This is a genomic window from Halomonas sp. 1513 (genome assembly GCA_001971685.1).
In the GTDB taxonomy this organism is placed as follows: Bacteria; Pseudomonadota; Gammaproteobacteria; order Pseudomonadales; family Halomonadaceae; genus Franzmannia.
In genome coordinates, this window is the sequence record CP019326.1 from 1,365,038 (window position 1) to 1,389,960 (window position 24,923).

At 57.7% G+C, this 24,923-nt stretch carries 21 protein-coding genes, 1 tRNA gene and 2 pseudogenes; 11 read left to right on the forward strand and 13 right to left on the reverse strand.

Annotated features, from left to right (window positions below):
- Positions 1 to 177: 177 nt before the first annotated feature.
- Positions 178 to 2,358: a catalase/peroxidase HPI gene (locus tag BWR19_06230; protein ID APX92572.1), complete on the reverse strand. Its 2,181-nt coding sequence runs from the start codon at positions 2,356 to 2,358 to the stop codon at positions 178 to 180.
- Between the two features lie 703 nt (positions 2,359 to 3,061).
- Between BWR19_06230 and BWR19_06235 the strand changes: the two genes are divergently transcribed.
- The gene (locus tag BWR19_06235) at positions 3,062 to 4,276 is read left to right on the forward strand and encodes a hypothetical protein (GenBank protein APX92573.1); all 1,215 of its coding nucleotides are present in this window, start codon (positions 3,062 to 3,064) and stop codon (positions 4,274 to 4,276) included.
- 59 nt (positions 4,277 to 4,335) lie between these two features.
- Complete coding sequence (locus BWR19_06240; protein APX92574.1) at positions 4,336 to 5,217, forward strand: hypothetical protein; 882 nt, start codon at positions 4,336 to 4,338, stop codon at positions 5,215 to 5,217.
- 135 nt (positions 5,218 to 5,352) lie between these two features.
- Here the strand turns inward: BWR19_06240 and BWR19_06245 are convergent, their stop codons facing one another.
- From BWR19_06245 to BWR19_06290, 10 genes and pseudogenes are all read right to left on the reverse strand, one after another.
- Positions 5,353 to 5,928, reverse strand: a complete 576-nt coding sequence (locus BWR19_06245) for a resolvase (GenBank protein ID APX92575.1) — start codon at positions 5,926 to 5,928, stop codon at positions 5,353 to 5,355.
- Positions 5,929 to 7,036: 1,108 nt separating this feature from the next.
- Entirely contained in the window at positions 7,037 to 7,645 is a 609-nt protein-coding gene (locus BWR19_06250) for a hypothetical protein (protein ID APX92576.1), read from the reverse strand.
- Positions 7,638 to 8,184 (reverse strand): annotated as a pseudogene (locus BWR19_06255) (ribonuclease HI). Before BWR19_06255 ends, BWR19_06250 begins: the two are co-directional and overlap by 8 nt.
- A 598-nt stretch (positions 8,185 to 8,782) precedes the next feature.
- Positions 8,783 to 9,583, reverse strand: a complete 801-nt coding sequence (locus BWR19_06260; protein APX92577.1) for a hypothetical protein — start codon at positions 9,581 to 9,583, stop codon at positions 8,783 to 8,785.
- Positions 9,584 to 9,907: 324 nt separating this feature from the next.
- Positions 9,908 to 10,324: a hypothetical protein gene (locus tag BWR19_06265; GenBank protein APX92578.1), complete on the reverse strand. Its 417-nt coding sequence runs from the start codon at positions 10,322 to 10,324 to the stop codon at positions 9,908 to 9,910.
- A 234-nt stretch (positions 10,325 to 10,558) separates the two neighbouring features.
- The gene (locus BWR19_06270) at positions 10,559 to 10,873 is read right to left on the reverse strand and encodes a hypothetical protein (protein ID APX94919.1); all 315 of its coding nucleotides are present in this window, start codon (positions 10,871 to 10,873) and stop codon (positions 10,559 to 10,561) included.
- 552 nt (positions 10,874 to 11,425) lie between these two features.
- Positions 11,426 to 11,623 carry a hypothetical protein gene (locus BWR19_06275; protein APX92579.1) on the reverse strand — a complete coding sequence of 66 codons (198 nt, stop codon included), beginning with the start codon at positions 11,621 to 11,623 and terminating at the stop codon, positions 11,426 to 11,428.
- An 80-nt stretch (positions 11,624 to 11,703) separates the two neighbouring features.
- Positions 11,704 to 13,029, reverse strand: coding sequence for a hypothetical protein (locus BWR19_06280; GenBank protein APX92580.1), 1,326 nt, complete (start codon positions 13,027 to 13,029; stop codon positions 11,704 to 11,706).
- A gap of 148 nt (positions 13,030 to 13,177) precedes the next feature.
- A tRNA-Gly gene (locus BWR19_06285) sits at positions 13,178 to 13,251 on the reverse strand.
- A gap of 258 nt (positions 13,252 to 13,509) precedes the next feature.
- Positions 13,510 to 13,920 (reverse strand): histidine kinase, encoded by a 411-nt coding sequence (locus BWR19_06290; GenBank protein APX92581.1) that lies wholly within the window; start codon positions 13,918 to 13,920, stop codon positions 13,510 to 13,512.
- Positions 13,921 to 14,132: 212 nt separating this feature from the next.
- Here BWR19_06290 and BWR19_06295 point away from each other — a divergent pair.
- A pseudogene (locus tag BWR19_06295) lies at positions 14,133 to 14,354 on the forward strand (hypothetical protein).
- Positions 14,355 to 14,445: 91 nt separating this feature from the next.
- Here the strand turns inward: BWR19_06295 and BWR19_06300 are convergent.
- On the reverse strand, positions 14,446 to 15,951 hold the full coding sequence (locus BWR19_06300; protein APX92582.1) for a glycerol-3-phosphate dehydrogenase: 1,506 nt from the start codon (positions 15,949 to 15,951) through the stop codon (positions 14,446 to 14,448).
- A gap of 481 nt (positions 15,952 to 16,432) precedes the next feature.
- Here BWR19_06300 and BWR19_06305 point away from each other — a divergent pair, with 481 nt between their 5' ends.
- The 6 genes from BWR19_06305 to BWR19_06330 all read left to right on the forward strand — a co-directional run bounded on the left by BWR19_06305 (position 16,433) and on the right by BWR19_06330 (position 22,492).
- Positions 16,433 to 17,521 carry an ABC transporter ATP-binding protein gene (locus tag BWR19_06305; GenBank protein ID APX92583.1) on the forward strand — a complete coding sequence of 363 codons (1,089 nt, stop codon included), beginning with the start codon at positions 16,433 to 16,435 and terminating at the stop codon, positions 17,519 to 17,521.
- A 1-nt stretch (position 17,522) separates the two neighbouring features.
- A complete protein-coding gene (locus BWR19_06310) occupies positions 17,523 to 18,626 on the forward strand; it encodes an ABC transporter ATP-binding protein (protein ID APX92584.1) in 1,104 nt (367 codons plus the stop codon).
- On the forward strand, positions 18,616 to 19,503 hold the full coding sequence (locus tag BWR19_06315) for an ABC transporter permease (protein APX92585.1): 888 nt from the start codon (positions 18,616 to 18,618) through the stop codon (positions 19,501 to 19,503). The genes BWR19_06310 and BWR19_06315 overlap by 11 nt, the downstream gene beginning before the upstream one ends.
- Before the next feature lies 1 nt (position 19,504).
- Positions 19,505 to 20,404, forward strand: coding sequence for a sugar ABC transporter permease (locus BWR19_06320; GenBank protein APX92586.1), 900 nt, complete (start codon positions 19,505 to 19,507; stop codon positions 20,402 to 20,404).
- 13 nt (positions 20,405 to 20,417) lie between these two features.
- A complete protein-coding gene (locus BWR19_06325; GenBank protein ID APX92587.1) occupies positions 20,418 to 20,690 on the forward strand; it encodes a hypothetical protein in 273 nt (90 codons plus the stop codon).
- 62 nt (positions 20,691 to 20,752) lie between these two features.
- Entirely contained in the window at positions 20,753 to 22,492 is a 1,740-nt protein-coding gene (locus BWR19_06330) for an ABC transporter substrate-binding protein (protein ID APX92588.1), read from the forward strand.
- Positions 22,493 to 22,542: 50 nt separating this feature from the next.
- Here the strand turns inward: BWR19_06330 and BWR19_06335 are convergent, their stop codons facing one another.
- The gene (locus BWR19_06335) at positions 22,543 to 23,004 is read right to left on the reverse strand and encodes a hypothetical protein (protein APX92589.1); all 462 of its coding nucleotides are present in this window, start codon (positions 23,002 to 23,004) and stop codon (positions 22,543 to 22,545) included.
- Positions 23,005 to 23,029: 25 nt separating this feature from the next.
- Here BWR19_06335 and BWR19_06340 point away from each other — a divergent pair, with 25 nt between their 5' ends.
- Together BWR19_06340 and BWR19_06345 are read left to right on the forward strand one after the other, a co-directional pair.
- Positions 23,030 to 23,911: an EamA family transporter gene (locus BWR19_06340; protein APX92590.1), complete on the forward strand. Its 882-nt coding sequence runs from the start codon at positions 23,030 to 23,032 to the stop codon at positions 23,909 to 23,911.
- Positions 23,912 to 24,031: 120 nt separating this feature from the next.
- Positions 24,032 to 24,913, forward strand: coding sequence for an NAD kinase (locus tag BWR19_06345; protein ID APX92591.1), 882 nt, complete (start codon positions 24,032 to 24,034; stop codon positions 24,911 to 24,913).
- Positions 24,914 to 24,923: the final 10 nt, after the last annotated feature.

Sequence of the window (24,923 nt, forward strand, 5' to 3'; positions counted from 1 at the left end):
CGGCTCCATGCTGTTGCCTGCCTTAGATGGCGATGGCACGAATGGGGCAGGTTGGGGCAACGGCCCCACGCTACCGAGCGCATGGTGCCATTCTACATGCTTCGTCTGCGGGGCTGTAGGTTGCGCAGAAACACGAGCGCCCCCAGGTGGGGGCGCTCGGGCTGGCAGCGAAGATGATCAGGCCAGATCGAAGCGATCGGCGTTCATCACCTTGGTCCAGGCGGCGACGAAGTCCTTGACGAACTTCTCCTGGTTGTCGTCCTGTGCATACAGCTCGGCGTAGGCGCGCAGGATGGAGTTGGAACCGAATACCAGGTCAACGCGGGTCGCAGTGAACTTGGTGTTGCCACTCTTGCGGTCCACGATGTTGTAGGCATTCTTGCCGGTGGGCTCCCAGCGATTCGCCATATCGGTCAGGTTGACGAAGAAGTCGTTGGTCAACTGGCCCGCACGGTCGGTGAAGACCCCGTGCTGGGTACCGCCGTGGTTGGTGCCCAGTACCCGCATGCCGCCCAGCAGCACGGTCATTTCCGGCGCCGTCAGGCCCATCAGCTGGGCACGGTCGAGCAGCATCTCTTCCGGCTTGACCAGGTACTCCTTCTTCTGCCAGTTGCGGAAACCATCGGCCAGTGGCTCAAGCGGCTCGAAGGATTCTGCGTCGGTCATCGCGTCGGTGGCGTCGCCACGGCCCTTGTGGAACGGCACGTGAACGTCGAAGCCCGCAGCCTTCGCCGCCTGCTCGACGCCGAGGTTACCGCCCAGTACGATCACGTCGGCGATGCTGGCACCGGTCTCGGCGGAAATCTGCTCGTAGACCTTGAGTACCTTGGCCAGACGCGCCGGCTCATTGCCTTCCCAATCCTTCTGCGGGGCCAGGCGGATGCGAGCGCCATTGGCGCCGCCGCGCATGTCAGAGCTGCGGTAGGTGCGCGCGCTGTCCCAGGCGGTGCAGACCAGCTCGTTGAGGCTCAGGCCGCTGTCGGCAATCTTCTCCTTGACCACCTCTTCGATGTAGTTGGTCTCGCCCTGGGGAACCGGGTCCTGCCAGATCAGGTCCTCGTCCGGCACGTCCGGGCCGATGTAGCGGGACTTCGGCCCCATGTCGCGGTGGGTCAGCTTGAACCAGGCGCGCGCGAAGCAATCCTTGAAATACTCGGGATCCGCCATGAACTTCTCGCAGATCGCTCGATACGACGGATCCATCTTCATGGCCATGTCGGCATCGGTCATGATCGGATTGCGGCGCACGGACGGATCGCTGGCATCCACCGGCTTGTGCTCTTCCTTGATGTCGACGGGTTCCCACTGATTGGCACCGGCCGGGCTCTTCTTGAGCTCCCACTCGTAGCCGAACAGCAGGTCGAAGTAGCCCATGTCGAACTGGGTGGGGTTGGTGGTCCAGGCCCCTTCCAGGCCGGACGTCACCGCGTTGGCGGCCTTGCCCTGCATGTGCGGGTTCATCCAGCCGAAGCCCTGGGTCTCCACGTCGGCGCCTTCCGGCTCTGGCCCAAGCGCCTCGGCATCGCCATTACCGTGGGTCTTGCCGACGGTGTGGCCGCCGGCGGTCAGGGCGGCAGTCTCTTCGTCGTTCATCGCCATGCGGGCAAAGGTTTCGCGCACCTGCTCGGCGGTCTTGAGGGGGTCGGACTGGCCATTCACGCCTTCAGGGTTGACGTAGATCAGACCCATCTGCACCGCCGCCAGCGGGTTCTCCATGGTGCTAGGGTTATCGACGTCTTCGTAGCGGCTATCGGACGGCTCCAGCCACTCCTTCTCGGCGCCCCAGTAGATGTCCTTCTCGGGGTGCCAGATATCGGCACGACCGTAGGAGAAACCAAAGGTCTTCAGGCCCATGCTCTCGTAGGCCACGTTGCCGGCCAAGATGAACATGTCGGCCCAACTGATCTTGTTGCCGTACTTCTTTTTCAGCGGCCACAGCAGACGGCGGGCCTTGTCCAGGTTGCCGTTGTCGGGCCAGGAGTTGAGCGGGGCGAAACGCTGGTTGCCGGTGCCACCGCCACCGCGACCGTCGGCGAGACGATAGGTGCCGGCCGCGTGCCACGCCATGCGAATCATCAGGCCGCCGTAGTGCCCCCAGTCGGCTGGCCACCACTCCTGACTATTGGTCATCAGCTCGTGCATGTCCTTTTCGAGGGCGGCGTAGTCGAGCTTCTTGACCTCTTCGCGATAGTCGAAGTCCTCGCCCATCGGGTCGGACTTGCTGTCATGCTGATGAAGAATGTCCAGGTTGAGGGCTTCTGGCCACCAGTCCGTATTGGTGGTGCCGGTGGTGGCACTGGTGTTGCCACCGTGCATGACCGGACACTTGCCTGCGGTGTTGCTGTCATTTCCGCCCATATCACTCTCCATTCATTGATGAGGGTTGCTGCGTCGATGGAATTGATTGGTAACTCAGCAGGGTAGACGCCTTCGCAAAGAGTCTCTCTCGACCCCCACTGTACGCCTCAACCGTGGTCACCTGTCACCATTGGTGCGACCAAGGTTGTAGGGCGATAGGCTTAGGTTTCCCGTCCGCTGCGTTTCATCAGTAAGGTATAACAGACCCATTGATAGTATGGATTTGATTTTTTGCACCAGTCCGATAGTGCAACTCAATAGCCGGCCGTAGGTGTCCGGGCCTCGTCGAGGCAGCCGTTGTGCTGACAGGCAGGGCGTGACGGTGCCGTGAGCGCACAGGGCATTGAGCCTTGACGAACACAAGGGCGCGATGGGGATGGGTATAGAGCGGGAGCAGGGCCGTGGAGCGGGTGAAGGGAATCGTTCATCACTTTGGATAGTTGTTTAAATTCAATGTGTTAAATAGTATCGGTAGCCAGCTGTAGCCCATTCTGTAGCCATTCCAGTAGCCGCCCAATCTCCATGAATATTACAGTCGGGAAGGGTGGCAGGTAACCAGCCGTCTGCTCAGTCTCACCGCTAGGAAGAAATGCCGCTTGGATAGGCTCCTTCCGCTGGTGCAAGCTGGCCGCAGCCGCTTGGCACTCGCTCAATCCTTGGTGGTACTCTAGCGAGGTGATACGCAGAGGGAATGAGGGACGCTATGCTCGTGGAAGTCACAATAAATACCGATGATGAAAATATGGCCGAACTAGCCCGGCGATACTGGATGCTTACGGATGAAGGGAAATTTTTGTTCAAAGTTGCTGAGTTGGCTCGTGATTTCGGCATTAAGTCACATGTCATTCCTCAAGTTGTGCAAGAACTGGCTTTCGCGCACCGCACTGACATTACTTGCACGCATTGCGATACGTACTTCTTATTGACCAAGCGCACGGATGCCACAGTGCCACACCATCGATTGGTTCCTAGTGTAGAGGGTTGGATCTGCCCCGGGTGTGTTGCTGAGGAAGTTGCGGTCGCGCGTGACTTTGCGCGCCACAAGGCGGAAGTATCAAAATCCCGCGCACTTGAGCTTAAGAGTATGTGCTGGGAAGCTGATGTTCGACACCAAATTTTTCTCCTCGCACTTCTTAAGCACTCTGGGGACGAGTTTCTTGAGCGAGTGAATCCTCTAAGTCAAAACAAACTAGATCTCCTGGCGTCTGCGCAGGAGGTGTCGTTCACGGTTGTCCGCGAGCTTCTCCAGGCTGGGCTCATTGCAATAGATCCCAATTCTCCTGAGGGTGCCTATTTTATTAACGATGATGGCGAATTTCGGATCTATCTTGAGCCGTCTGCTTGGCAGATCACCACATTTTTAGATAATGAAAGTGCTGAAAAGGGTGAGTCAGGGATCAATGGTGCGGCACTTTATGTAACTCTGGATAGACATGTCAGTAGTGAACAGTTCCTTAGAGAGAATTCCGAGGAGATCGAGAAGCTTGCCTGGGAGCAGGTGCTAGACGAGGCTCTTGCATATCTGAAGTATGCCTTGATGGAGCGTGGATTACCTCAGCGCTTTGGTGAGATGACCCATCATGTGCTTCGTAAGGCACTTGAAGAATATTCTCTTGCTCAAGTCTATCGAATGATTTGGCAAGCAGCCCGTAACGCAAGTGACTACCTAGTTCGCAATCGCACTCCTAAGCAACAAGCTGCCAATACTGTCCCAAGAAGTATTGACGGCTATTTGGAGCGGGCCAGAGCTAACGACTGGGAGGTTTCGCCTTTCCGAAGGAATTACGACTTTCCACAGTCCGTATTATCGCGCGTAATCTTTAATCAGATATTGAAGACTGACGATGGTGGATTTAACATTCCGTTGCGTGCAATCTTTGAAAAAGTATCATTGGCTTCCACTGGTGAGCCCGGTTGAGCTTGGAGAGCACCGTGAGCGATAAAATAAGAGAATATAAATGTAGTGATGTGAGCGAGATGCATAACCCTTTTTTTGATGGGAGATATACTGTCAACCATCTATATAGGGGGCAGGGAGACGCTGCTCACTCTCTGACTCCAGGAGTGGCAAGAGGTGGTGCTGACAGTGAAAGCCCTCAGCTTGGCCCCATAATATGTGGGAGTGATGAAAGCTATAAAATAATGAAATACGAATTCAGGCTGCTAAGATACTTTATTAAAGCGTGTGACAAGTCTGGTATCTCTATTCCCAATGATGGTGCTGAGCTTCGCAAGGCATTTAACCTAACTGACGAACGAGCCTCTGTTCCATTTGGAATGAGGTTTGAGGATGAGTTAGAGTATGATGCCGATGAATCATTTATTCGGCTAGATAGAAGCTGGCTAACTGAGGATGTTTACTCCCTTATGGTCATGGCCCAGCATCATGGAGTACCTACAAGACTGTTAGACTGGACAAAGTCACCCTATGCCGCTATGTACTTTGCGGCTGTTAGTGGAATGAAGAGCCTCTCCGCAAAAGATAAGGATGGTGCCATCGCCGTATGGGCGATAGATGGCAAAGAAATAAACTCCATTTCTAAAAATAGCACCAATTTTCGAGTTATCGAAACTCCCACTTCGCTTAGCGTCAACATCAATCCCCAACAAGGCTGTTTTACCACTACGATACACAAGGGAAATGACAAGGAGTCATATGAGATGGATAAGCAAGGCAATCTAGCAACACTGATTGAAAAATATACCCTTCCTGCCGAATTCTCTACATCGTTATTTAGACTTTGTGTCAGGAGTGGGTGTTCTGCTGCAAGACTTTTCTCCGGTCCGGATGGTGCAGCTCAAGAGGCCAGGGAGTTTTCCATGTACCGTGACTTGTGTAAGAAAGGATATGATCCGTGACACGTGCTCTCCGTTTAAGGGAGCATTATGGTGAAAACTTTATAACACTACGAAAAAAATAGACCCTACCGTGAAGATAGAGTCTATAAGTTTAGGCTATTTATTAGGCGCCCATTTAATAGTCATTGATTACGATTAGATTGCGATTTCCTTGGCTGACCGACAGGCTCGCTTCACCGAGGCAGGAGAGATGCCGAAGCGGTCTGCAGTGGCCTTGATGCTGGCACTGTTGTCCTGACGCCACTGGGCCACTGCCTCGTCATCAATGACCTTCTCCCGGCCAAGGTTCTTGCCTTCCGCCTTGGCCCGCTCTAGCCCTGCCAGTTGCCTCTCTTTGATGTTGGAGCGCTCCAGCTCAGCCATGGCGGCGAGCATGGTCAGCATGGCCTTACCCATGGGAGTGGAGAGGTCGAAACCTTCACGGATTGAGACCACGGCTACGCCTTTCCGTTGGAGAGTTTCAACCATATCTAGCACGTCGATGGTGTTCCGCCCCATCCGGTCGATGGCGTAGACCACGACGGTATCGGCTTCCCTGACGTAGCTCAGGAGCTGGCCGAATCCGGCCCGTTCCTTCGCCTTGATGGCTCCAGAGGTAGCCTCGTCGTTGAACCAGCGGTCTACTTTGAACCGGTTCTCGATGGCGTGACGCTGGGCGCTGGTGGTCTGGTCGTCGGTGCTGACTCGGACATAGGCGATGGTGGCGGACATGGCTGACTAACTCCCTGATGGTGGCTCATCATGCATGGCTCACAATCTGTAGGGTGGCTCATTGAAAGTCAACAGCTTTGAGCCATATCAGCGGCTGTCCTTTCATGATGGCTCACAGGGTACACCTTTTGACCCACCGTCAGGAGTCATCTGGAGCCTTGGCCGCCCGGCAGTCGCTATCAATTTCTGATTGGCCTGAGCCATCCTCTGATGAGTAGGGAGACGATGCGAGCCGGACGGTAGATGCAGTCCGTGTAATCCCTTGCTTTGTCAGTTCTATAAGAGGATATAATCCTTTATAATCATGTATTTACATTGGCATGGTGGTGCTAGTAGCGTGGCCACTGATGGTGCTCACCGAGGGCACTAAGGGTTTACATCAGACCGATAAGGAGGCGTACCCATGTGGCTGAAGCTAGAGCGTTGTGGAATCGAGTTAGGTCTAGGCAGCATCATCATCCGGCTGGTATATGGCGATGTCTTCGTCCGTGTGCCGTGGGTCGGTCAGTTAGCATGGAACCACACGGGCTTCTGCGCCGACAGGCTGAGGAGAGGGGATAAGCTGGACCCCGTGTGCTGAGTGCTATAGAGCAAGACCGATAGGCCCAGCCCTTGGACATCATCGACAGTCTAGGGGCTGGGCTTTCTTTCGGCTTTCCGATACTGAGAATCCTCCCGTTGGGCAGGGGCTACGGGGAAAAGAGCACGGCTATATACCCATCAATACCGGCTCAGATTTCTGCAGTAAAAAAGCCGCAGGAGTCCCACCAGTTCAGCCCACTTTATGAGCCTCGAACAGAATCCATTAAGGGTGGTCGACTCGCTCAAAACCAATGGCCTCGTAGCTATTGACACACTGCTCTAGCTCGCTTTTGTAGTTCCATTGCCAAGAAGCCCACGGATCAATCTCACATCGCTGTGTTTCCCCTGTGTCGGGGTTATGCATTGTCGCTTGCTTGTGATGGGCTGGGGATGCGCAAGCAGCCAGGAAGAGGAGCAGGGCGGATATGAAAAGCAATCTCACTTTATGAACTCCTATTGAAATGTTTCGACCACCCTAAAACCCCAGTCAGCAGGAGTGCAATCAGCGAGCGGGGGAGGCATGTGCTCAGCCGTTTCTGAAGTATCCCCCACTGTAGCGGCCAGCGCTGGCCCTGCCTGTGAGGCTATACGGATTGTTCTTCGGCTGCATGGACTGATGATTCGCATAGCCCTGAGCGGCAGTCCCTGCCATACCGACCAGAGCAGCGCTGGTGGAGGGACTCTGTCCGCGAGGCAATGAGCTGATCCGGTTGGAAGCTGAGGACTGAAGGCCAGTCTTCTGACGTTGCAGCTGACCAATAGTCCAGTCCTTGTTGCGGTCTAGGGTGGCACGATCCCGAGCAGCGGAAGCACCTATATCGCGGAGCCCCATCCTTACGGAGCTGCCGGACACACCGGCTTCCCCAGCAGACACACGAGCCGTTGCCATAGCGGCGCGGGCTTGGTGAGTGACCTCTTCTTGGCTATCTCGAGATGTTTGTTGTTCCTGGCTCTGCCGGATACCAACATCAGCATACTGATCGCCTAGCGCCTCATAGGTTTGCTGACGATTCTGGGCATACATCTGATTCTGGGCGTCAGCCTGGGCGGAAGCCACTTTGTATTGCTGGTGCTGCCCATACATTTGACTTCCGACGCTCAGAGCGGTTGTTGCTATAGCCACAGGCTCACACATGATAGGACTCCTTCCCTGCATCGATATGGTCGTATTCCCTTACTTCCTCACCTTCAGCGCCAGTCACTGCAAGGGAGTCTGCGAGTTCGTTCTCAGGGTGACCGCTGTGGCCTCTGACCCAATGGAAGCGGACAGAGTGAGCCCGGAGGAGGTCATCGAGCTGGCGCCATAGGTCGGCGTTTTTGACTGCCTTCCCACTGGAGCTTTTCCATCCCTTACGCTTCCAGCCGTGCCGCCACTTAGTGGCACCATTCATCACATATTCGCTGTCCGTCGTGAGATCCACAGAGGCAGCCCCCCTTCAGTGCGGACAGTGCTTCGATGACGGCTGTCAGTTCGGCTCGATTGTTGGTGATAGGGTGGCCCCTTAGCCTTCCGGCAATCTTCAGGCGTCGGCCTGTCGATGGGCTCAGCAGAACAGCTCCCCAGCCTCCTTGGGGGTTACTCTGACCATTGTTGCTACATGCTCCATCCGTCCAGATTCTGACGGTAGGGGAGGCAGTATCTAGTGTTGTATCGTCGGAATCATCGCCCGCCATCTTGAAGGCATGAGCGAGAGCATCAGGTGTAGACATGGTGATTCGTCCTCATTGTCGGAGACAGTCGGTTCCCTTCAGACAGGCGGCACCAGCAGACGGACGAACCGCCAGCCTGACCGACTGCCTTCGAGAATGTGCTGGGTTTGATAGATGATGATTATGGCTCAAGGGATGAGCCTTCTCGATAGCCTGAAGCAGATCTATCGACTTCGTTGGGAGTGCTGGCAGATGAACGGGAGGTTAGTAGATGAGACTGACTTGATGTCTTCGGTAGCGTTTACGGCGGAGCCAAGGAAGTAATGATGTCAGCCCCGAGCGAAGCGAGTTATTGGATACTCTTCAGGAGCATGTGTCAGTCCGACCAAAGACCTTCCAAGCTCGTCTGACAGTCAACCTGAAGACTCGTCAATCGATGGCCATGGTTCGTGGTTTTTACCACTTTTTGAAGCATTCTCTCCTGATGAGGCAGTCCGTGAGCTTCAGACAGTCGCAAGGTTTATCTTAAAGTTAATCCTTTCCGTTGTCCTCATGCCGCGTCTTTCACTACTTCCCAAGGCTTGACCCGATTGACCAATCCAGAAGACATCTTGAGATATACTTATAAACCTGAATTGCTAGAGCCCGAGCTATGGGCTTCGGTGGGGATTTCATACCAGAAACTGTGTGATGAAGACACAACGGACATCGTCCAGGCCTCTACAGCTTTCTTGTGAATTCGGCTGAAGAAGCCTGATGCACTGTAAGGAGTGTATCCATCTTCATCATAATCGTCCCCGCCAGCATGGAAAAAGCCACGCCAGCAGATCGTTGGATTGACCAAGATTATGTGCCGACCTCGTCCAAAGACATTCTTCTTGTAGAATCGGATAAAGCCATCTGCCTCGAACGCCTTGAGGTATCCCGAGACGTGGTTTAGCTTGATCCCGAGATGCTCAGCGATATCACTGGTGTGGTCTTCGAGGATCACGTTGCGTGTCACAATCAGGTCACACAGGGCGGTGAACTTCTGGGCTTTATCCTTCGTGAGATAAGAATCCATGACTGCTCTCACGGCTGCATCAGCCCACCGCAGCTTTTCGGAAGCCTTGCCCTGATCGACGTTCTCCCGAGTGTCCTCGCCAGACCACTCTAGGACTTCTTGTTTGTCTCTACATTGGTCTAGGGACTGAGTTTTACTGGAAGGCAAGCGCATCTCATTGGGCATTGGCCGTTCATCGATAACCTCGCCGGTGGCCATGTCAACGTCGAGAACAACGTTCTCCTCGAGAATCGCTACGCCTCCGATAAGACGATGGGTTTTGCAAATCTTTGGGCTTAACTTGTCGTCCGTTCTGACGGTCCTTCTTCGCTTGGCGTGAGTGATCGCGCTGACGTTGCTGGCTTTGATGGTAGACGTCATATCGTACTTACCTCATGAGTAGAACCACCCACCAGCAAGCCCACCACAAGCCCATAGGCACGGGAATACCTGATCGGGCGTACGAATGGCCCAGTCCCGCGCTTAGCTAGGAGGTGGCTCTACTGATAAGGGGGCGGTGTGTGATGTGGTGCGGAGGGATTGGCATAGACTGCGCGCCCGATGATCCAAGCCAGTGATGCCACCTTCTCCTGTAGTGGGCCGCAATCCGTGTGGGGCTGTGAGGCTCTCTGAGAGGTTTCAAAGGCGTAGCGGTAGGATGGCCCTGATCCGTGTGGTAGCAGCCGTCAGGCAGTCTCTCTGGCCTCAGGTGTGCTGACCCACTGCCCGCTGGAGGGAATCCCGACGAGCATCGGCCAGCTTTCTCTGTTCGTGTTCCTCTTCGAGTTGCTCCTGGGTGTCGGCGGCGAGTCGGAGGGCTTCGGCGAATGTCTGCGGCAGCTTCGGCTGAGCGACCTGCTCTTCCAGCTCCTGCCAGCGGTCCACCAGTCGAGCGGTGAACTCGGGGGATAGCTGGGCGACGATCACATAGCTGTCCCGCTTGCCAACGTGGTAGACGACGCCAGGACGTCCGCCGGAGGACTTCTCCCCCATTGGGGTAAAAGTGATGAGTCCTTTGCCTGACAGACGGGCCATTGACTGCTTCACCTTGTCGTGGCGGGACTCCACCACCTCAGCGATCTCGCGGCTGGACATGGTGGGCTCGGTGGATTGGGTCTTCATCAGATTGCTCATTGCGTAGCTCTCTCAGGCAGTTCACTGCCGTTCACAGTTGTCGAGGAACGAGCGGAGCGAGGCTCCGTCTGGGTGCGTGGCGCGGTGATTCTGTAAGGGGGCCGCATTGCACAAATCCTTCAACTGCTTGGCTTAACCAAGGAGCGTCTCCATGTAGTCCAGTTGGTTGTCTAGGAAGTCTTCGGCAGCATGGTCGGTACTGACACGCTTCGAGTCTGAAGCTCATCGAATTATGTCAGCTAGCTCAGCGGCGAACTCTTCTCCTTTGTCGGTGAGGAACACCAGCTTCCGGCGTCGTTCGCGCGGATCTTCTTTGGTCCAGACTAAGCCAAAGCCGGGTTTATCTACTTCCTGCCACTGAGAGAGAACGGCAATCGTCCTGGAAACTGTCGATTGGCGGCTGCCTGTTTGCTCAATCAGTTGTTTAATTGAAATCCCAGGGCTGGCGGCGATGTGGACAAAAAGAGAGGCAGTCTGAAGGGGCAGGTCAGAGTCTAGCTCTCTGAAAAATTGAACGACTGACAAAGCCCGCCTCATTGAAACTCTGTCAGAGAGGCCCAGGCCTTGCGAGTTGGGCTGCTTTTCTATCATTACATTTTCCTTTCTAGGAGAAGTTGGGTGGGTAGCTTTGGTGGCTTACTCAAGATGATTATATTCGCTCGAGTCTGTCAGCAGCCGTATTGTCCTGATAAATAGCTTAAGGCTAAATCTCCAAATGCTGCCTCCATATCTCTGCCATGTTGCTCCCATGCATCTATTAATTCTTCCGTTCTATATGCTGGGTGTCTAACCGGTTCTCCTCGTTCATACGCATCGAATAGTCCGCAGAATTCTTCTCCGTCCTTACCCTCATGCCGTCTCGCGCCCTCCATCGATATTAGTCCGTCGAACACCCCTTGGGAGTAACTAACACCAATCGTTCTTCCTTGATCTCCTTGCGAGAAGAAATCTTTAACATCCTTTACCGACATCAGTTCTGCAGTTGCGCTTTGCGAAATAAAAAAGGTAGTGAGGGCGAGGCAGATTGCTTTTGGCATATGTGTCATGTCCGATAAACCTTGACTAAAAGTTGTGTGCTATAAAGAGGCGCTAAAAAAAGCCAAGCCACAAGCCTATGCCGTGAATAATGCCAATCGGGAAGAATAGCGCACCCGCTATTAGGAATCCCCACCACCCTTCAGACAATGAAGTGATTACGTGTGTCAGCCATGCCGCAACGCTTATAAGCATAAGGGCCATGCCTATCACTGAGCTTAAATCAGTCTGACCGATCTGTTTTTTCTTCATCCCGTATATCCCTGCTAGGTTATTGCCATGCCAGCCCCAAGGTAGCTTAGCCAAACTCGGATACGCAAGCCGGTGCTTTATCAATGCAAGGCCTCCAGCTGTATCGTCTCCACTGCTTCAAGGCGTGTTTTGAAGGTCGGCCCCCGGTTGTAGACCCTATTGGCGGTAGTGAGCCCTCGCTCATGGCCAGTCACCCAGACGATGATTTCCTCTCTTTGACCAGCATCACCCATGATCGTAATGGCTGTGGTCCTGAAGGAGTGGAAGCATATATTCCGGTCACCCTTGGAGAGGATCTTGTTGATCAAACGGCTAAACCACTGGGAGAACTTCGGGCTCTTCTTGCCATCGCGGCGCTTAGTGGCCTCAGCCTCAGCGAATAGATATTTTCTACCGGAAGCCTTGCCGTCCCTGAGTTGATCGAGAACCCCTTGCTTGATCTCAGGATGTAAGGGGACTTCTCGGGTAGCGTTGCTGTTCTTTCCCTCACGGATTGCCAGACACCAGATACCTTGGCGCTGAACGATGTCCGTAACCTTCAGGGAACAGAGTTCATCGATCCTCGCTCCTGTGTAGAAGCCCAGGCGTGGCAGAACGTAGTAGATCCCCCGGTTGTCCTCGGTGGCGGAGAATATCGCTTCAACATCGGCTCGTGTGAACTGATCATAGTGCCGGACAGTGGCCTTGGGCTTGAGGTTATGGCCCTTGAACGGGTTACCGGAGGGAAGCTCTTCCTCCATAGAGTATTCGGCGTGGTTCCAGATAGCCGACAGTCCCGACAGATAATTGGATATTGTCTGGCGCGTCTTCCCGGTGCCAAGCTGGGAGGTGACGAAATCTTTCACCTTGGACCGCGTGATGTCAGCTAGTGAGCAGTCTTCCTCCCCTAGGTGGCCAAGCAATAGGCCCACGGCCAGGGTGTTCTTCGAGACAGTGGAAGGCTTCCGCTCGATCAAGGGTGACTCTGTCCAGTCCTCTAGAGCGCCTCTGAGGCTCAACCGGTAGCGGTTCGGTATGTGCCCCCGCTGTATGCTCTGGAAGGCGTCTAGCTCGATCTCTGGCAGCTTCTCGGGGTCTATGACGTCGGACAGCGTCACTGGGTCGCGTGGGTCGTAGCTAACAAGTGAAGCTGACGTTTCTCTCAGGTGGTCCCTTGCCTCTAGGAACATCCGCCGCTGCTGGTGCTGGCTGGCCTCTCCCTTGAGCTGGGATTCGATATCGGACAGTTCGACCAGCACTCGGTCCCTGATCCGACAGGCTTCATCGAGGTCGCCCGTCCGGGTGCTCTGTTGAAGGATCTTCTTACCGAGGTGCTTGGCGAGAACTGGCGATAGGCGCTTCTGGATGAACCAGACGTTGCCGCGCTGGCGAAGGCTGCGAGTGTCGGCGGGCTTGCCTCTGGCCATGGTGATTACCCTAATCGTTCGGCGGTCGATAGGGCGAGGATATCATTGGAGCGGGGAGCAGGTGTAGCCACTTGTGTAGCCATTTCTGTAGCACCTAACCCCATGAATGGTGGGTAAAATCATGGGTATCAATGGCTTGGGTGGCTACTGGAGCGGGTGAAGGGAATCGAACCCTCGTCTTAAGCTTGGGAAGCTTCTGCTCTACCATTGAGCTACACCCGCAAGGCGCTTTGGATAGTAAATCCAAGCGCTTAGCCATGCAAGCCGGAGCGGCGGTAGGCGGAAATTTTTACGCCGGGGTGAATCATTTCGGTCCAGGCGTGTCACAAGGGGCATGAGCACATTTCGTCGATAGCAGTCGCGAATCTCGTGCTTATGCTTACTTTCGATCTTGCCGCCACGTTAGCGCGTGGCGGCTTTTCTTTGCGTGTGATTTGCCCCAAGCCAATGCAGACGCTGCCTGGCGTTGGCGGCGGCGTGTCAGTGCTTGCCGCGCATGCGCAGAATGGCCATCAAGACGTCACGACGGGTCACGATGCCCACCAGGCGCTCTTGTTCGACCACCGGGAACACCTTCGGCTTGGTGCCAAGCATCTCCTGGGCGAGGTCGGTGATGCTCTTGTTGGGCGTGACCGACAGCACTTCGTGGCGCATCAATTCCTTGACCAGCGGCGGCTCGTCGTCGAGATAGGCGCTTTCCAGCACCTTGCCGAGCACGTCCTGCTCGGAGATGAAGCCGATCAGGTGGTCGCGCTGATCGACTACCGGTACCCCGGGCAGGCGGTGCAGGGCCAATCCTTCGACAAGAGTGTTCACCGAGGTGGTGGCCGTGACCCGATAGCAGTCGCGCGACATGATCTCACGAACGGTAGTGGGAGCCTTGTTGGGCATTAGCGATCTCCTTATGCCGGTGCGCAGTGCCGTACAGATAAGCGTATTTCGCGCTATCAGCATAGTCGAGTCCGACCACCGGCTGCGCGCGGACGGTTAACACGCCTTGCCAACGCTTTGGCGGAACCCGGTCCGGGGCGCGCGACTCGAAGGGAGACCGGCAACGCAGCTGAGAAGCTGCTGACCATTTCGACGTAAGCAGGGGAAGCCTCATGGATGCACGTCAATACCTTGCCAAGAAGGGCGTGATACTCGACAAGGACGATGACAAGCCGAACACCCTGGAGGAGCTGGCATGGTCGCGGGCCCGCGAGGCCGGCCAGCATCGTCCGCGCAGCGGCACGCCCCATGACTGGGAGGATTGGGAGCGCTATCACGATACGCTGGCGGAAGGGGCCGATGAACTGGGGCAGAAGATCAACCCCCAGGCGCACCTGCACTTCGTCAAAAACGAAGAGGCGGAGGCGCGTCAGCGCTCGCCGCTGCTACAGCCCAGGCCTGCTCGGAAAGACGACTGAAGGCGTCTCAGGCCGAGTTCACCATCAGCCGGGAGGCAAGATAGGCCTCGAGACGGCGTCGCTGCTCGGCGTCAATCAGCAAGCCCAGCTTGGTCCGCCGCCACAGAATGTCGTCCACACAGTGCGCCCATTCATGGCGCATCAGGTAATCCACTTCGCGCTGGCTGAGTCCGGCGCCATACTCCTCACCCAGATCCTCCTCCCGCTTGCAGTCGCTCAGGAAGCCCAGGCACAAGCTGCCATAGCTCGAGGCAAAGCGGCGCGCCCGGGCCTCGCCCAGGAACGGATAGTCCCGAATCAACTGCGCGCTGAACTCACTTTGCGAGCGGATGTCGCCCCCGGGGAGCAGTGCCTCGGCCGTCCAACTACCGCCCATGTGTGGCAATAGCTCGGCGATTTCGCGCAGGGCTGCCTCGGCCAGCTTGCGATAGGTGGTGATCTTGCCACCGAAGATCGACAGCATCGGCGCGCCATGGCTATCCAGATCGAGGGTGTAATCACGCGTCATCGCCGATGGGTCGGTGGACTCGTCATCGCAGAGCGGACGCACGCCGGAGAAGCTGCTGAGCACGTCATCGCGGCTGAGCTGCTGTTTGAAGTGGTAGTTGACCACATCGAGGATATAGTCGGTTTCCTCATCGCTGACCGAGACCTTTGACGGGTCACCGTCATAGCGCCGGTCAGTGGTGCCGATCAAGCTGAAGTCCTGATGATAGGGCAGCACGAAGACGATGCGACCGTCTTTGTTCTGCAGGATATAGGCGCGATCATCGTGGTTGAGGCGCGGCACTACCAGGTGGCTGCCCTGGATCATGCGAATGCCGTAGCGCGACTGACGATGCGCACTCTTCCGTATGAAGCTCTCGACCCAAGGGCCGGAGGCATTGACCAGCACCTTGGCGTGACGAACCGACTGCTCCCCGGTCAAGGTGTTTTCCAAGGTGATGACCCAGCGCCCTTGTGCTTCTTGGGCGTCGACGCAGCGTGTGCGCACCATGATCTCGGCGCCATTGTGCTGTGCTTGCAGTGCATTGAGCACGACCAGTCGCGCATCGTCGACCCAGCAATCCGAGTACTCGAAGCCCTGCACGATGTCCGGGTGCAGCGGGCTGTCGGCATCGAAGCGCACCCGTCGCGAGCCGGGAAGGCTGTCACGCTTGCCAAGGTGATCGTAGAGGAACAGGCCGGCGCGGATCATCCAGGCCGGCCGCAGGTGCGGTTGGTGAGGCAGGATGAAACGCAGTGGCCAGACAATATGCGGCGCTTTTCGCAGTAGCACCTCGCGCTCCTTGAGCGCTTCGCGTACCAGGCGAAATTCTCGGTGCTCCAGGTAGCGCAACCCACCATGAATCAGCTTGCTGCTGGCAGACGACGTGGCACTGGCTAGGTCGGCTTGCTCGCAGAGTCCGACCGAAAGGCCACGGCCAGCGGCATCGTTGGCGATGCCTGTGCCGTTGATCCCTCCGCCAATCACGAAGAGGTCCATACACGGTGTCGCTGAAGGTGAGGGCATGGCGCTATTCCATTGTTGTCATCGCTGGGTCGTCACCGGGTGACTGATCCGACTCATGTGTGTTTGAAAACGAACATAGAAGAATTTTTAACGAACATCAAGCCTCACGCCATATGGCCAAGACATTGTCAGTCAAGTGACTGAAATATTTATAAAAAATTGGTTCAGGGGCGGTGTTGAAGGTTCGTTCATGATTCGGCGTTTTTCGAATTAATCGTTTGATATCAGCGTATTGTCGAGTATCTGAGCGGCTTCGAAATGGCCCTGCATGGCGCTGTGGATCGGCGCGAGCGGCTTAGTCAAAAGTATAATGCCGGTAAAAGTCTATATAAAACAATGGCTTGCTTTGCCATCTCGGTGCGGGAGGGCGGAGGATGGGGTGTGTTCGTAATTTCATGATTGTATGTTCGAACGAAAGTGCACTAGGGTTCGAGAACGCAAGCGACGTCGTTATCCACACAACAATCACGATGAGTTCGGCATGTCTTTGATATTAGAAAATATCGATCATGTAGTCGGCGCCAGTACCCATATCGAGGACATCAGCCTTGAGCTGGCGCCAGGATCTTTCAACGTGCTGCTGGGGCGTACCCTGGCCGGCAAGACGACCTTGATGCGTCTGATGGCGGGGCTCGAGACGCCCACCCGCGGCAAGGTGATGATGCATGGCCGCGACGTGACCGGAGTACCGGTCCGCAAGCGCAATGTATCGATGGTCTATCAGCAGTTCATCAATTACCCGACCCTGACGGTGTACGACAACATTGCCTCGCCGCTGCAGTTGGCCCGGGTCGACAAGCAGGAGATTCGGCGCCGCGTACATGAGACCGCCGAGATGCTGCATATCGAGCATCTGCTCGACCGTTTCCCGCTGGAGCTGTCCGGTGGCCAGCAGCAGCGCACGGCGATGGGCCGGGCGCTGGTCAAGGATGCGGATCTGATTCTGTTCGATGAGCCGCTGGTCAACCTCGACTACAAGCTACGCGAAGAATTTCGCGACGAGCTGCGTGAGCTGTTCAAGGCCAAGAACTGCATTGCCGTCTATGCCACCACCGAACCCAACGAGGCGCTGGCGCTGGGTGGCCATACCGCGGTACTGCACGAAGGACGCTTGTTGCAGTACGGCCGCACCGAGGACGTCTACCATCGGCCGCGGGACATTCTGACCGCCGAGATGTTCTCCGAGCCGCCGATCAACGTGGTGCCTGGGCTGGTGTCAGGTAGTGAAGTCTCCTTCGATGACTCGCTCTACTTTCCTCTCGATGACGTCTTTTCGCGTCTCGACCCGGGGACCTATCACTTTGGCATGCGCGCCTCACATATCAGCCTGTCGCGGCTCCAGCCGACCGACCTGGAGGTTGATGTGAGCGTCGATCTGGCCGAAATCAGTGGGTCGGAAACCTTCCTGCACGTGCGCAACGACATCTTCTCTCTGGTGCTGCACCTGGCCGGCGTGCATCGCTTCGATACCGATCAGCGCATCAAGATCTACCTGCCGACCCACAAGATGTACGCCTTCGACCAACACGGCGCCATCGTGCATGTGCCAAGCCACCGGGGAGGGCGCTGACATGGCCGAGATCATTCTAAAGTCGCTGGCCCACAGTTACTCGGCGAGCCCCAGCTCTGCCGAGGACTATGCCATCCGCGAGATGAGTCATACCTGGCACCAGGGGGGCGCCTATGCGCTGCTGGGGCCGTCCGGCTGCGGCAAGTCGACGCTGCTCAACATCATTTCCGGGCTGCTGCATCCCTCTGAGGGGGAGGTCATCTTCGATCGGCTTATCGTCAACGACCTGCCCCCTGAAGAGCGCAACATTGCTCAGGTTTTCCAGTTTCCGGTGGTCTACGACACCATGACGGTGTTCGACAACTTGGCCTTTCCGCTGCGCAATATCGGCACCCCGGAAAGCAAGGTGGAGCCGCGGGTCAGGGAGATCGCCGATATTCTCGACCTGACGGCTCAGCTCAAGCGCAAGGCCAAGAACCTTACCGCCGACGAGAAGCAGAAGGTCTCCATGGGACGCGGCCTGGTGCGCGACGACGTCTCGGCGATCCTCTTCGATGAGCCCCTCACGGTCATCGACCCACAGCTCAAGTGGAAACTGCGCCGCAAGCTCAAAGAGATCCATGAGCAGTTCAATATCACCATGATCTACGTCACCCACGATCAGCTCGAGGCTTCGACCTTCGCTGACAAGATCGCGGTGATGTACGAAGGGCAGGTGGTGCAGTTCGGTACGCCTACCGAGCTGTTCGAAGTGCCCGCGCATACCTTCGTCGGCTACTTCATTGGTAGCCCCGGCATGAACTTCATTCCCGTCAGCGCCACCTCAGGTTCGCTAATGTACGGCGATCTCGCAATCCCGGTGAGCCAGCGTCTGGTCGAGCGTGCGCGGGACTGTCGCACCGACAACCTCAAGCTTGGGATTCGCCCCGAATTCATCGAGGTGGCTGCCGAGCCCGGCGAGGGTGGTCTCGAGGTCCAGATCAAGGACGTTCAGGACCTGGGGACCTACCGCATCATGTCTTGTTACCTGGGGGATGAGCTCTTCAAGGTGCGACTGGACGAAGACCAGCCGTTGCCTGACGCAGTGGCCTACCTGCGCTTCCCCGAGCGCTGGCTGGGGCTCTACGCCGACGAATTCCGAGTGGAGATCGAGCATGGTCAATAAGGTTCATAACAACAAAGCCTGGCTACTGGTGTTGCCGATGCTGGTGCTGGTGGCGTTCTCGGCGATCATTCCGTTGATGACGGTGGTCAACTATTCGGTACAGGATGTGTTCGACGCCAATACGCGCTTTTTTACGGGTGCTGAATGGTTCGAGCGTACTCTGAATAACGCCGGCCTTCAGGCGGCGCTGCTGCGTCAGTTCGCCTTCTCGTTCACCGTGCTGGCCATCCAGGTGCCGCTGGGCATCGGGATTGCACTACTGATGCCCAAGCGCGGCTGGCAGGCCTCGGCGGTACTGATCCTGATCACCCTGCCGTTGCTGATTCCCTGGAACGTGGTGGGCAGCATCTGGCAGATCTTCACCCGCGGTGATATCGGTCTGATGGGGGCCGGGCTGCGCGGCCTGGGCTACGGCTACAACATCACCCGCGATCCGGTGGATGCCTGGGCGACCATTATCCTGATGGATGTCTGGCACTGGACACCGCTGATTGCGCTGCTCTGCTACAGCGGGCTGCGCTCGATTCCCGAGGCCTACTACCAGGCGGCGCGCATCGATCGCGCATCCAAATGGGCGGTATTCCGCTATATCCAACTGCCCAAGCTGACCAACGTACTGGTCATCGGCGTGCTGCTGCGCTTCATGCACTCCTTCATGATCTACGCGGAGCCCTTCGTGCTGACCGGCGGTGGTCCAGGCAGTGCCACCACCTTCCTTAGCCAGTCGTTGACCACCATGGCGATCGGCCAGCAGGACCTGGGGCCATCAGCGGCATTCTCGCTGATCTACTTCCTGATCATCCTGCTGGTTTGCTGGGTGTTCTATACCGCGATCATGAATATGCAAAAAGACAAAGCCGAACGAGGGGGCGTCTGATATGAACCAGCAAATCGACACTCACGTCGAGCAGGCAGGCGCACAGCCAGGACAGTCCAGCGACGCTTTTCCGCGCGCCGAAGCAAGCAGGCGCGGGCGCTCACGCCTTCGGCCACGTACCCTGCTGGCGCTCTATCTGGTGTTCATTCTGCTGCCAATCTACTGGCTGCTGAACATGTCCTTCCAGACCAATAGCGAAATTCTTGGCTCGTTCTCGCTATGGCCGCAGAACTTCACCACGGCCAACTATACGAGGATCTTCACCGACTCCTCCTGGTACATGGGTTACGTCAACTCCATCGGCTATGTGCTGATGAACATGTTGATCAGTATCTCGGTGGCCCTGCCGGCAGCCTATGCCTTCAGTCGCTTTCGCTTCATCGGCGACAAGCACCTGTTCTTCTGGCTGCTGACCAACCTGATGGCGCCGCCGGCGGTATTCCTGCTGCCCTACTTCCAGCTCTACTATTCGGTGGGATTGTTCGACACCCATGTCGCTGTCGCCCTGGCGCACTGCCTGTTCAACATTCCACTGGCGATCTGGATTCTCGAAGGCTTCATGAGCAGCGTACCCAAGGAGGTGGATGAGACCGCGTATATCGATGGCTATAGCTTCCCGCGCTTCTTCGTCAAGATCTTCATTCCGATGATCCGCTCGGGGATCGGTGTGACGCTGTTCTTCCTGTTCATGTTCTCGTGGGTCGAACTGCTGCTGGCGAGAACCCTGACAGCCACTAATGCCCAGCCCATCGGCATGATCATGACCCGCACCTCGACCGCCTCGGGGATCGACTGGGGCACGCTGGCCGCGGCGGGCGTGCTGACCATTCTGCCCGGCATCGTAGTGGTCTATTTCGTTCGCAATCATATCGCCAAGGGCTTTGCCCTGGGCCGTACCTGAGGGGGATACGCAGATGGCTTGGATGGTCTGGACCCTACCCACGGCGGTGTTCTTCTCGACGATTGCCGCGATTCTCGCCGGCATGACTGCCTGGGAAGTGATTTCACCCACGGTGGAGCGCAAGGGCTTTCTGCCGATTGCCACCACCCGCGGTGATCGCCTGTTCATCGGGCTGCTCAGTGCAGCCTACATTCACCTGATCGTGGTGGGCTTCACCGATATCACGATCTGGTTCGCCCTCGCCGTGTCAGTGGTTTGGCTACTGATACTGATGCGCTGGGGGTGAGACGAAGTACACGGATGGATTTCGCGTCAAGGAAGACAACAATAAGCAATAACGAGGTCATCATGAAATATACCAGGATGAAACTGACGGTGCTCGCCAGCAGCCTGATGCTCGCCTCGGCGGCGCTCCACGCTGACAACCACGATGCCAGGGCCATCGCCGAAAGGCTGGTGGATGAACACTTCCAGAACTCTACGCTGTCTCGCGAGGAGCAGATCGAGGAGCTGCTGTGGTTCGCCGAGGCGGCCGAGCCGTTCCGCGGCCTGTCGATCAGCACCGTTGCCGAGGGGCTTGCGACGCACGAGTACGAGCGTGACGTGCTGGCCGTGGCCTTCGCCGAGCTGACCGGGATCGATGTTACCCACAACATCATCAACGAGGGTGATCTGGTCGATACCATGCAGAACCAGATGCAGTCGGGTAACAGCATCTACGACGGCTTCATCAACGACTCTGACGCCATCGGCACGCATATCCGCTACGGCACCACCATCAACCTTTCCGAGGCCATGGAGAACGAGTGGGCGGATTTCACTTCGCCAACGCTGGATCTCGACGACTTCATTGGCATCCAGTACACCACCGGGCCGGACGGCAGCATCTATCAGCTGCCGGCCCAGCAGTTCGCCAACCTCTACTGGTTCCGCTATGACTGGTTCCAACGCGAAGACCTGCAGGAGCAGTTCCGCGATATCTACGGCTACGACCTAGGCGTGCCCACCAACTGGACGGCCTACGAGGAGATCGCCGAGTTCTTCACCGAGCACGTCGGTGAGATCGACGGCCAGCGCGTCTACGGCCACATGGACTATGGTCGCCGCGACCCGTCACTGGGCTGGCGCTTCCACGACTCCTGGCTCTCCATGGCCGGCATGGGCAGCCCCGGGGTGCCGTTCGGCAACCCGGTGGATGACTGGGGCATTCGCGTCGACGAAGAGAGTCGTCCGGTGGGCGCCAGTGTGACCCGCGGCGGCGGCACCAATGCGCCGGCCTCGGTGTTCGCCATGCAGAAAGCCGTGGACTGGCTCAACGCCTACGCGCCGGAAGAAGCTCAGGGCATGACCTTCGGTGAAGCCGGCCCGGTACCGGCCCAGGGCCAGATCGCCCAGCAGATCTTCTGGTACACCGCCTTCACCGCCGACATGACCGACCCCAGCGTGCCGGTCACCGACGACGAGGGCAATCCCAAGTGGCGCATGGCACCGTCGCCAGTGGGGCCGTACTGGGAGGAGGGCATGAAGGTCGGCTATCAGGACGTGGGCTCCTGGACCTTCTTCGACTCCACGCCTGAGGATCGCCGCACGGCGGCCTGGCTGTTCGGTCAGTTCACCGTCTCCAAGTCGGTGTCGCTCGAGAAGCTGATGCACGGCCTGACGCCGATTCGCGAGTCGGACATCTTCTCCGACCAGATGACCGAGCTGGCGCCCAAGCTGGGCGGCCTGGTGGAGTTCTACCGCAGCCCCAACGAGTCCAACTGGACGCCGACCGGGACCAACGTGCCTGACTACCCGCGCATGGCGCCGCTGTGGTGGCAGAACCTGGCGCCGGTGATGAGCGGTGAGGTCTCGCCCCAGGAAGGCCTCGACAACCTGGCCGAGGCGATGGATGACATCATGGCGCGCCTGGCGCGGGCCAATGTCTTCGAGACCTATGCGCCGATGCTCAACGACGAGCAGGATCCTGAGTACTGGTTCGAACAGCCCGGCGCACCCAAGCCGCAGCTCGACGACGAGATGCCTCAGGGCACCACCATTCCCTACGATCAGATGATGGAAGAGTGGATGGCAGCCGGTACCCGTTGATCGGCAACTAGCCTCCCTTGCCCCGCACGGCTCAGCCGGCGGGGCTTTTTTCATGCCTGGCGATAGCGATAGTAAAGCCGCTCATCCTTGCGCGGACCGCAGATCCGCCAGTCGAGGTCGATGCCATCGTCGTGCAGCCTGAGGCGGGCGCTATACCGGTCGTCGCCGCACAGATGGGCGTCGCGGGCGACCAAGCCATCATCCTCGTCGCTGGCCACCAGATCGAACAGCCATACCGCATGCTCCTCGCCGCGTCGCTCATGATAGAGGCCGATATGATCGTCATGCAGCGCCCAGCGATAGACGTTGTGAAACGCCACCTCGGCGTCGCTGCGGTCTAGCCTGAAGCGGCCCTGTTCATGAAAGCGCAGGCCGTCGGGAGCCTGGCGGACGACCACGCTGCCTTCCCCGCGACCGTTCCAGGCGCACTGCGAGTGTGCGCCTGAACGTGCCTCGAAGCTGACCCGTGCGATGCTGGCCAGGCGTTGCGTGACGCGTATAATGTCTGTCAACTCGTTATCCACTAGAGGTTTACCAATGGGCTATCTGATCGGCGTCACGGTGCTGTGGGCCTTCTCGTTCTCGCTGATCGGCGTCTATCTGTCGGGACAGGTCGACAGCTACTTCGCCGTGCTGATGCGGATCGTGCTGGCGGCGCTGCTGTTCGTGCCGTTCCTCAAGCCACGCCTGCTGGCGCATCGCCACAAGCTGGCGCTGATGGGCATCGGCGCCGTTCAACTGGGGCTGATGTACGTGTTCTTCTACCAGTCCTTCCTGCTACTGACGGTGCCCGAGGTGCTGCTGTTCACCATCTTCACGCCGCTGTATATCACGCTCATCGACGATGCCATGGCTGGACGCTTCACGCCATTCTATCTGCTCACCGCGCTGCTGGCCGTGATTGGTGCCGCGGTGATTCGCTACGACGGCATCGACAGCGGATTCTGGTGGGGTTTCCTGGTGGTGCAGGGGGCCAACCTGTGCTTCGCCTTTGGTCAGGTCGCCTACCGCCACCTGGCGGTCCGGCTGCCTGCCGAGGTGGCGCAGTTGAGCGTGTTCGGCTGGTTCTATCTGGGGGCGGTGTGCCTGGCAGTGGTGGCCTACTTGGCATTCGGCAACCGCAGCATGATGCCGACCACGGGGCTGCAGTGGAGCGTGCTGCTGTGGCTGGGTCTGGCGGCGTCGGGGGGCGGCTACTTCCTGTGGAACAAGGGCGCGACCCTGGTCAACGCCGGCGCGCTGGCGATCATGAACAATGCGCTGATCCCTGCCGGGCTGCTGGTCAATCTGATGATCTGGAACCGCGATGCCGACCTGCCGCGGCTGGTGCTTGGCGGAGGCGTGATGCTGTCGGCACTGCTGATCAACGAGTGGTGGGTCAAGCGCCGGCAGAGCGCGGAGCTCTACCGGCAGGCCTGATCTAGCCTTCGGGCTTGGCCGTGATCTCAAGCGCCCCGTCGCTTGGCAACCCTTTATTGCGCGTTTGCCCGGGCAGGGGGCAGGCCGCATAATGAGCGGCCTCGGCACAGGGGCGATAACATGACGAATTTCAAGACCATCGGGCTGATCGGTCGGCTGGGCAGCGCCAAGGTGGTGGATACCCTCAAGCGGCTGATCCGCTTTCTCGACGGCCACGGCTATACGCTGGTGATCGAGGATCGCACTGCCACGGTGCTGCTCGACCACGGTCATCGCGAGGCGAGTCGCCAGGTGCTGGGCGAGATCTGCGACCTGGCGATCGTGGTCGGCGGCGACGGCAGCCTGCTCGGCGCTGGGCGCGCCATGTGCCGCACCGGTACTCCGGTGCTCGGCGTCAATCGCGGCCGGCTGGGGTTCCTGACCGACATTTCGCCCAATGAGCTGGAGGAGCGGGTCGGCGAAGTGCTGGCCGGGCACTACGAGGTCGAGGAGCGCTTCCTGCTCGACGCCGAGGTGTATCGCGACGATGTGCCGGTGGGGGCTGCCGATGCCCTCAACGACGTGGTCATGCACCCCGGCAAGGCGGTGCGCATGATCGAGTTCGAGCTGTTCATCGATGGCCACTTCGTCTATAGCCAGCGCAGCGACGGCCTGATCATTGCCACCCCGACCGGCTCCACCGCCTATGCGCTGTCCGGCGGCGGGCCGATCATGCATCCCAAGCTCGACGCCATCACCCTGGTGCCGATGTTCCCGCATACGCTGTCGAGCCGGCCGATCGTGGTCGATGCCGCCTCCGAAATTCGCATCCATATCGGCGAGACCAATGAGGCCTATCCGCATGTCAGCTGCGACGGCCAGACCAAGGTGGTCTCCAAGCCGGACGACATTCTCTACGTGCGTCGCAAGCCTCAGCGCCTAACGCTGCTGCACCCCCATGGCTACAACTATTACGAAGTGTGTCGCAGCAAGCTCGGCTGGAGCAGCCGGTTGGGAGATTGATGTGACCTTG

What these genes read in the sequence shown, in the direction of transcription:
- BWR19_06230 (APX92572.1), bottom strand. Translation starts at nt 2,358, where the DNA reads ATGGGCGGAAATGACAGCAACACCGCAGGCAAGTGTCCGGTCATGCAC.
- BWR19_06235 (APX92573.1), top strand. Translation starts at nt 3,062, where the DNA reads ATGCTCGTGGAAGTCACAATAAATACCGATGATGAAAATATGGCCGAA.
- BWR19_06240 (APX92574.1), top strand. Translation starts at nt 4,336, where the DNA reads ATGCATAACCCTTTTTTTGATGGGAGATATACTGTCAACCATCTATAT.
- BWR19_06245 (APX92575.1), bottom strand. Translation starts at nt 5,928, where the DNA reads ATGTCCGCCACCATCGCCTATGTCCGAGTCAGCACCGACGACCAGACC.
- BWR19_06250 (APX92576.1), bottom strand. Translation starts at nt 7,645, where the DNA reads ATGTGTGAGCCTGTGGCTATAGCAACAACCGCTCTGAGCGTCGGAAGT.
- BWR19_06260 (APX92577.1), bottom strand. Translation starts at nt 9,583, where the DNA reads ATGACGTCTACCATCAAAGCCAGCAACGTCAGCGCGATCACTCACGCC.
- BWR19_06265 (APX92578.1), bottom strand. Translation starts at nt 10,324, where the DNA reads ATGAAGACCCAATCCACCGAGCCCACCATGTCCAGCCGCGAGATCGCT.
- BWR19_06270 (APX94919.1), bottom strand. Translation starts at nt 10,873, where the DNA reads ATGAGGCGGGCTTTGTCAGTCGTTCAATTTTTCAGAGAGCTAGACTCT.
- BWR19_06275 (APX92579.1), bottom strand. Translation starts at nt 11,623, where the DNA reads ATGAAGAAAAAACAGATCGGTCAGACTGATTTAAGCTCAGTGATAGGC.
- BWR19_06280 (APX92580.1), bottom strand. Translation starts at nt 13,029, where the DNA reads ATGGCCAGAGGCAAGCCCGCCGACACTCGCAGCCTTCGCCAGCGCGGC.
- BWR19_06290 (APX92581.1), bottom strand. Translation starts at nt 13,920, where the DNA reads ATGCCCAACAAGGCTCCCACTACCGTTCGTGAGATCATGTCGCGCGAC.
- BWR19_06300 (APX92582.1), bottom strand. Translation starts at nt 15,951, where the DNA reads ATGCCCTCACCTTCAGCGACACCGTGTATGGACCTCTTCGTGATTGGC.
- BWR19_06305 (APX92583.1), top strand. Translation starts at nt 16,433, where the DNA reads ATGTCTTTGATATTAGAAAATATCGATCATGTAGTCGGCGCCAGTACC.
- BWR19_06310 (APX92584.1), top strand. Translation starts at nt 17,523, where the DNA reads ATGGCCGAGATCATTCTAAAGTCGCTGGCCCACAGTTACTCGGCGAGC.
- BWR19_06315 (APX92585.1), top strand. Translation starts at nt 18,616, where the DNA reads ATGGTCAATAAGGTTCATAACAACAAAGCCTGGCTACTGGTGTTGCCG.
- BWR19_06320 (APX92586.1), top strand. Translation starts at nt 19,505, where the DNA reads ATGAACCAGCAAATCGACACTCACGTCGAGCAGGCAGGCGCACAGCCA.
- BWR19_06325 (APX92587.1), top strand. Translation starts at nt 20,418, where the DNA reads ATGGCTTGGATGGTCTGGACCCTACCCACGGCGGTGTTCTTCTCGACG.
- BWR19_06330 (APX92588.1), top strand. Translation starts at nt 20,753, where the DNA reads ATGAAATATACCAGGATGAAACTGACGGTGCTCGCCAGCAGCCTGATG.
- BWR19_06340 (APX92590.1), top strand. Translation starts at nt 23,030, where the DNA reads ATGGGCTATCTGATCGGCGTCACGGTGCTGTGGGCCTTCTCGTTCTCG.
- BWR19_06345 (APX92591.1), top strand. Translation starts at nt 24,032, where the DNA reads ATGACGAATTTCAAGACCATCGGGCTGATCGGTCGGCTGGGCAGCGCC.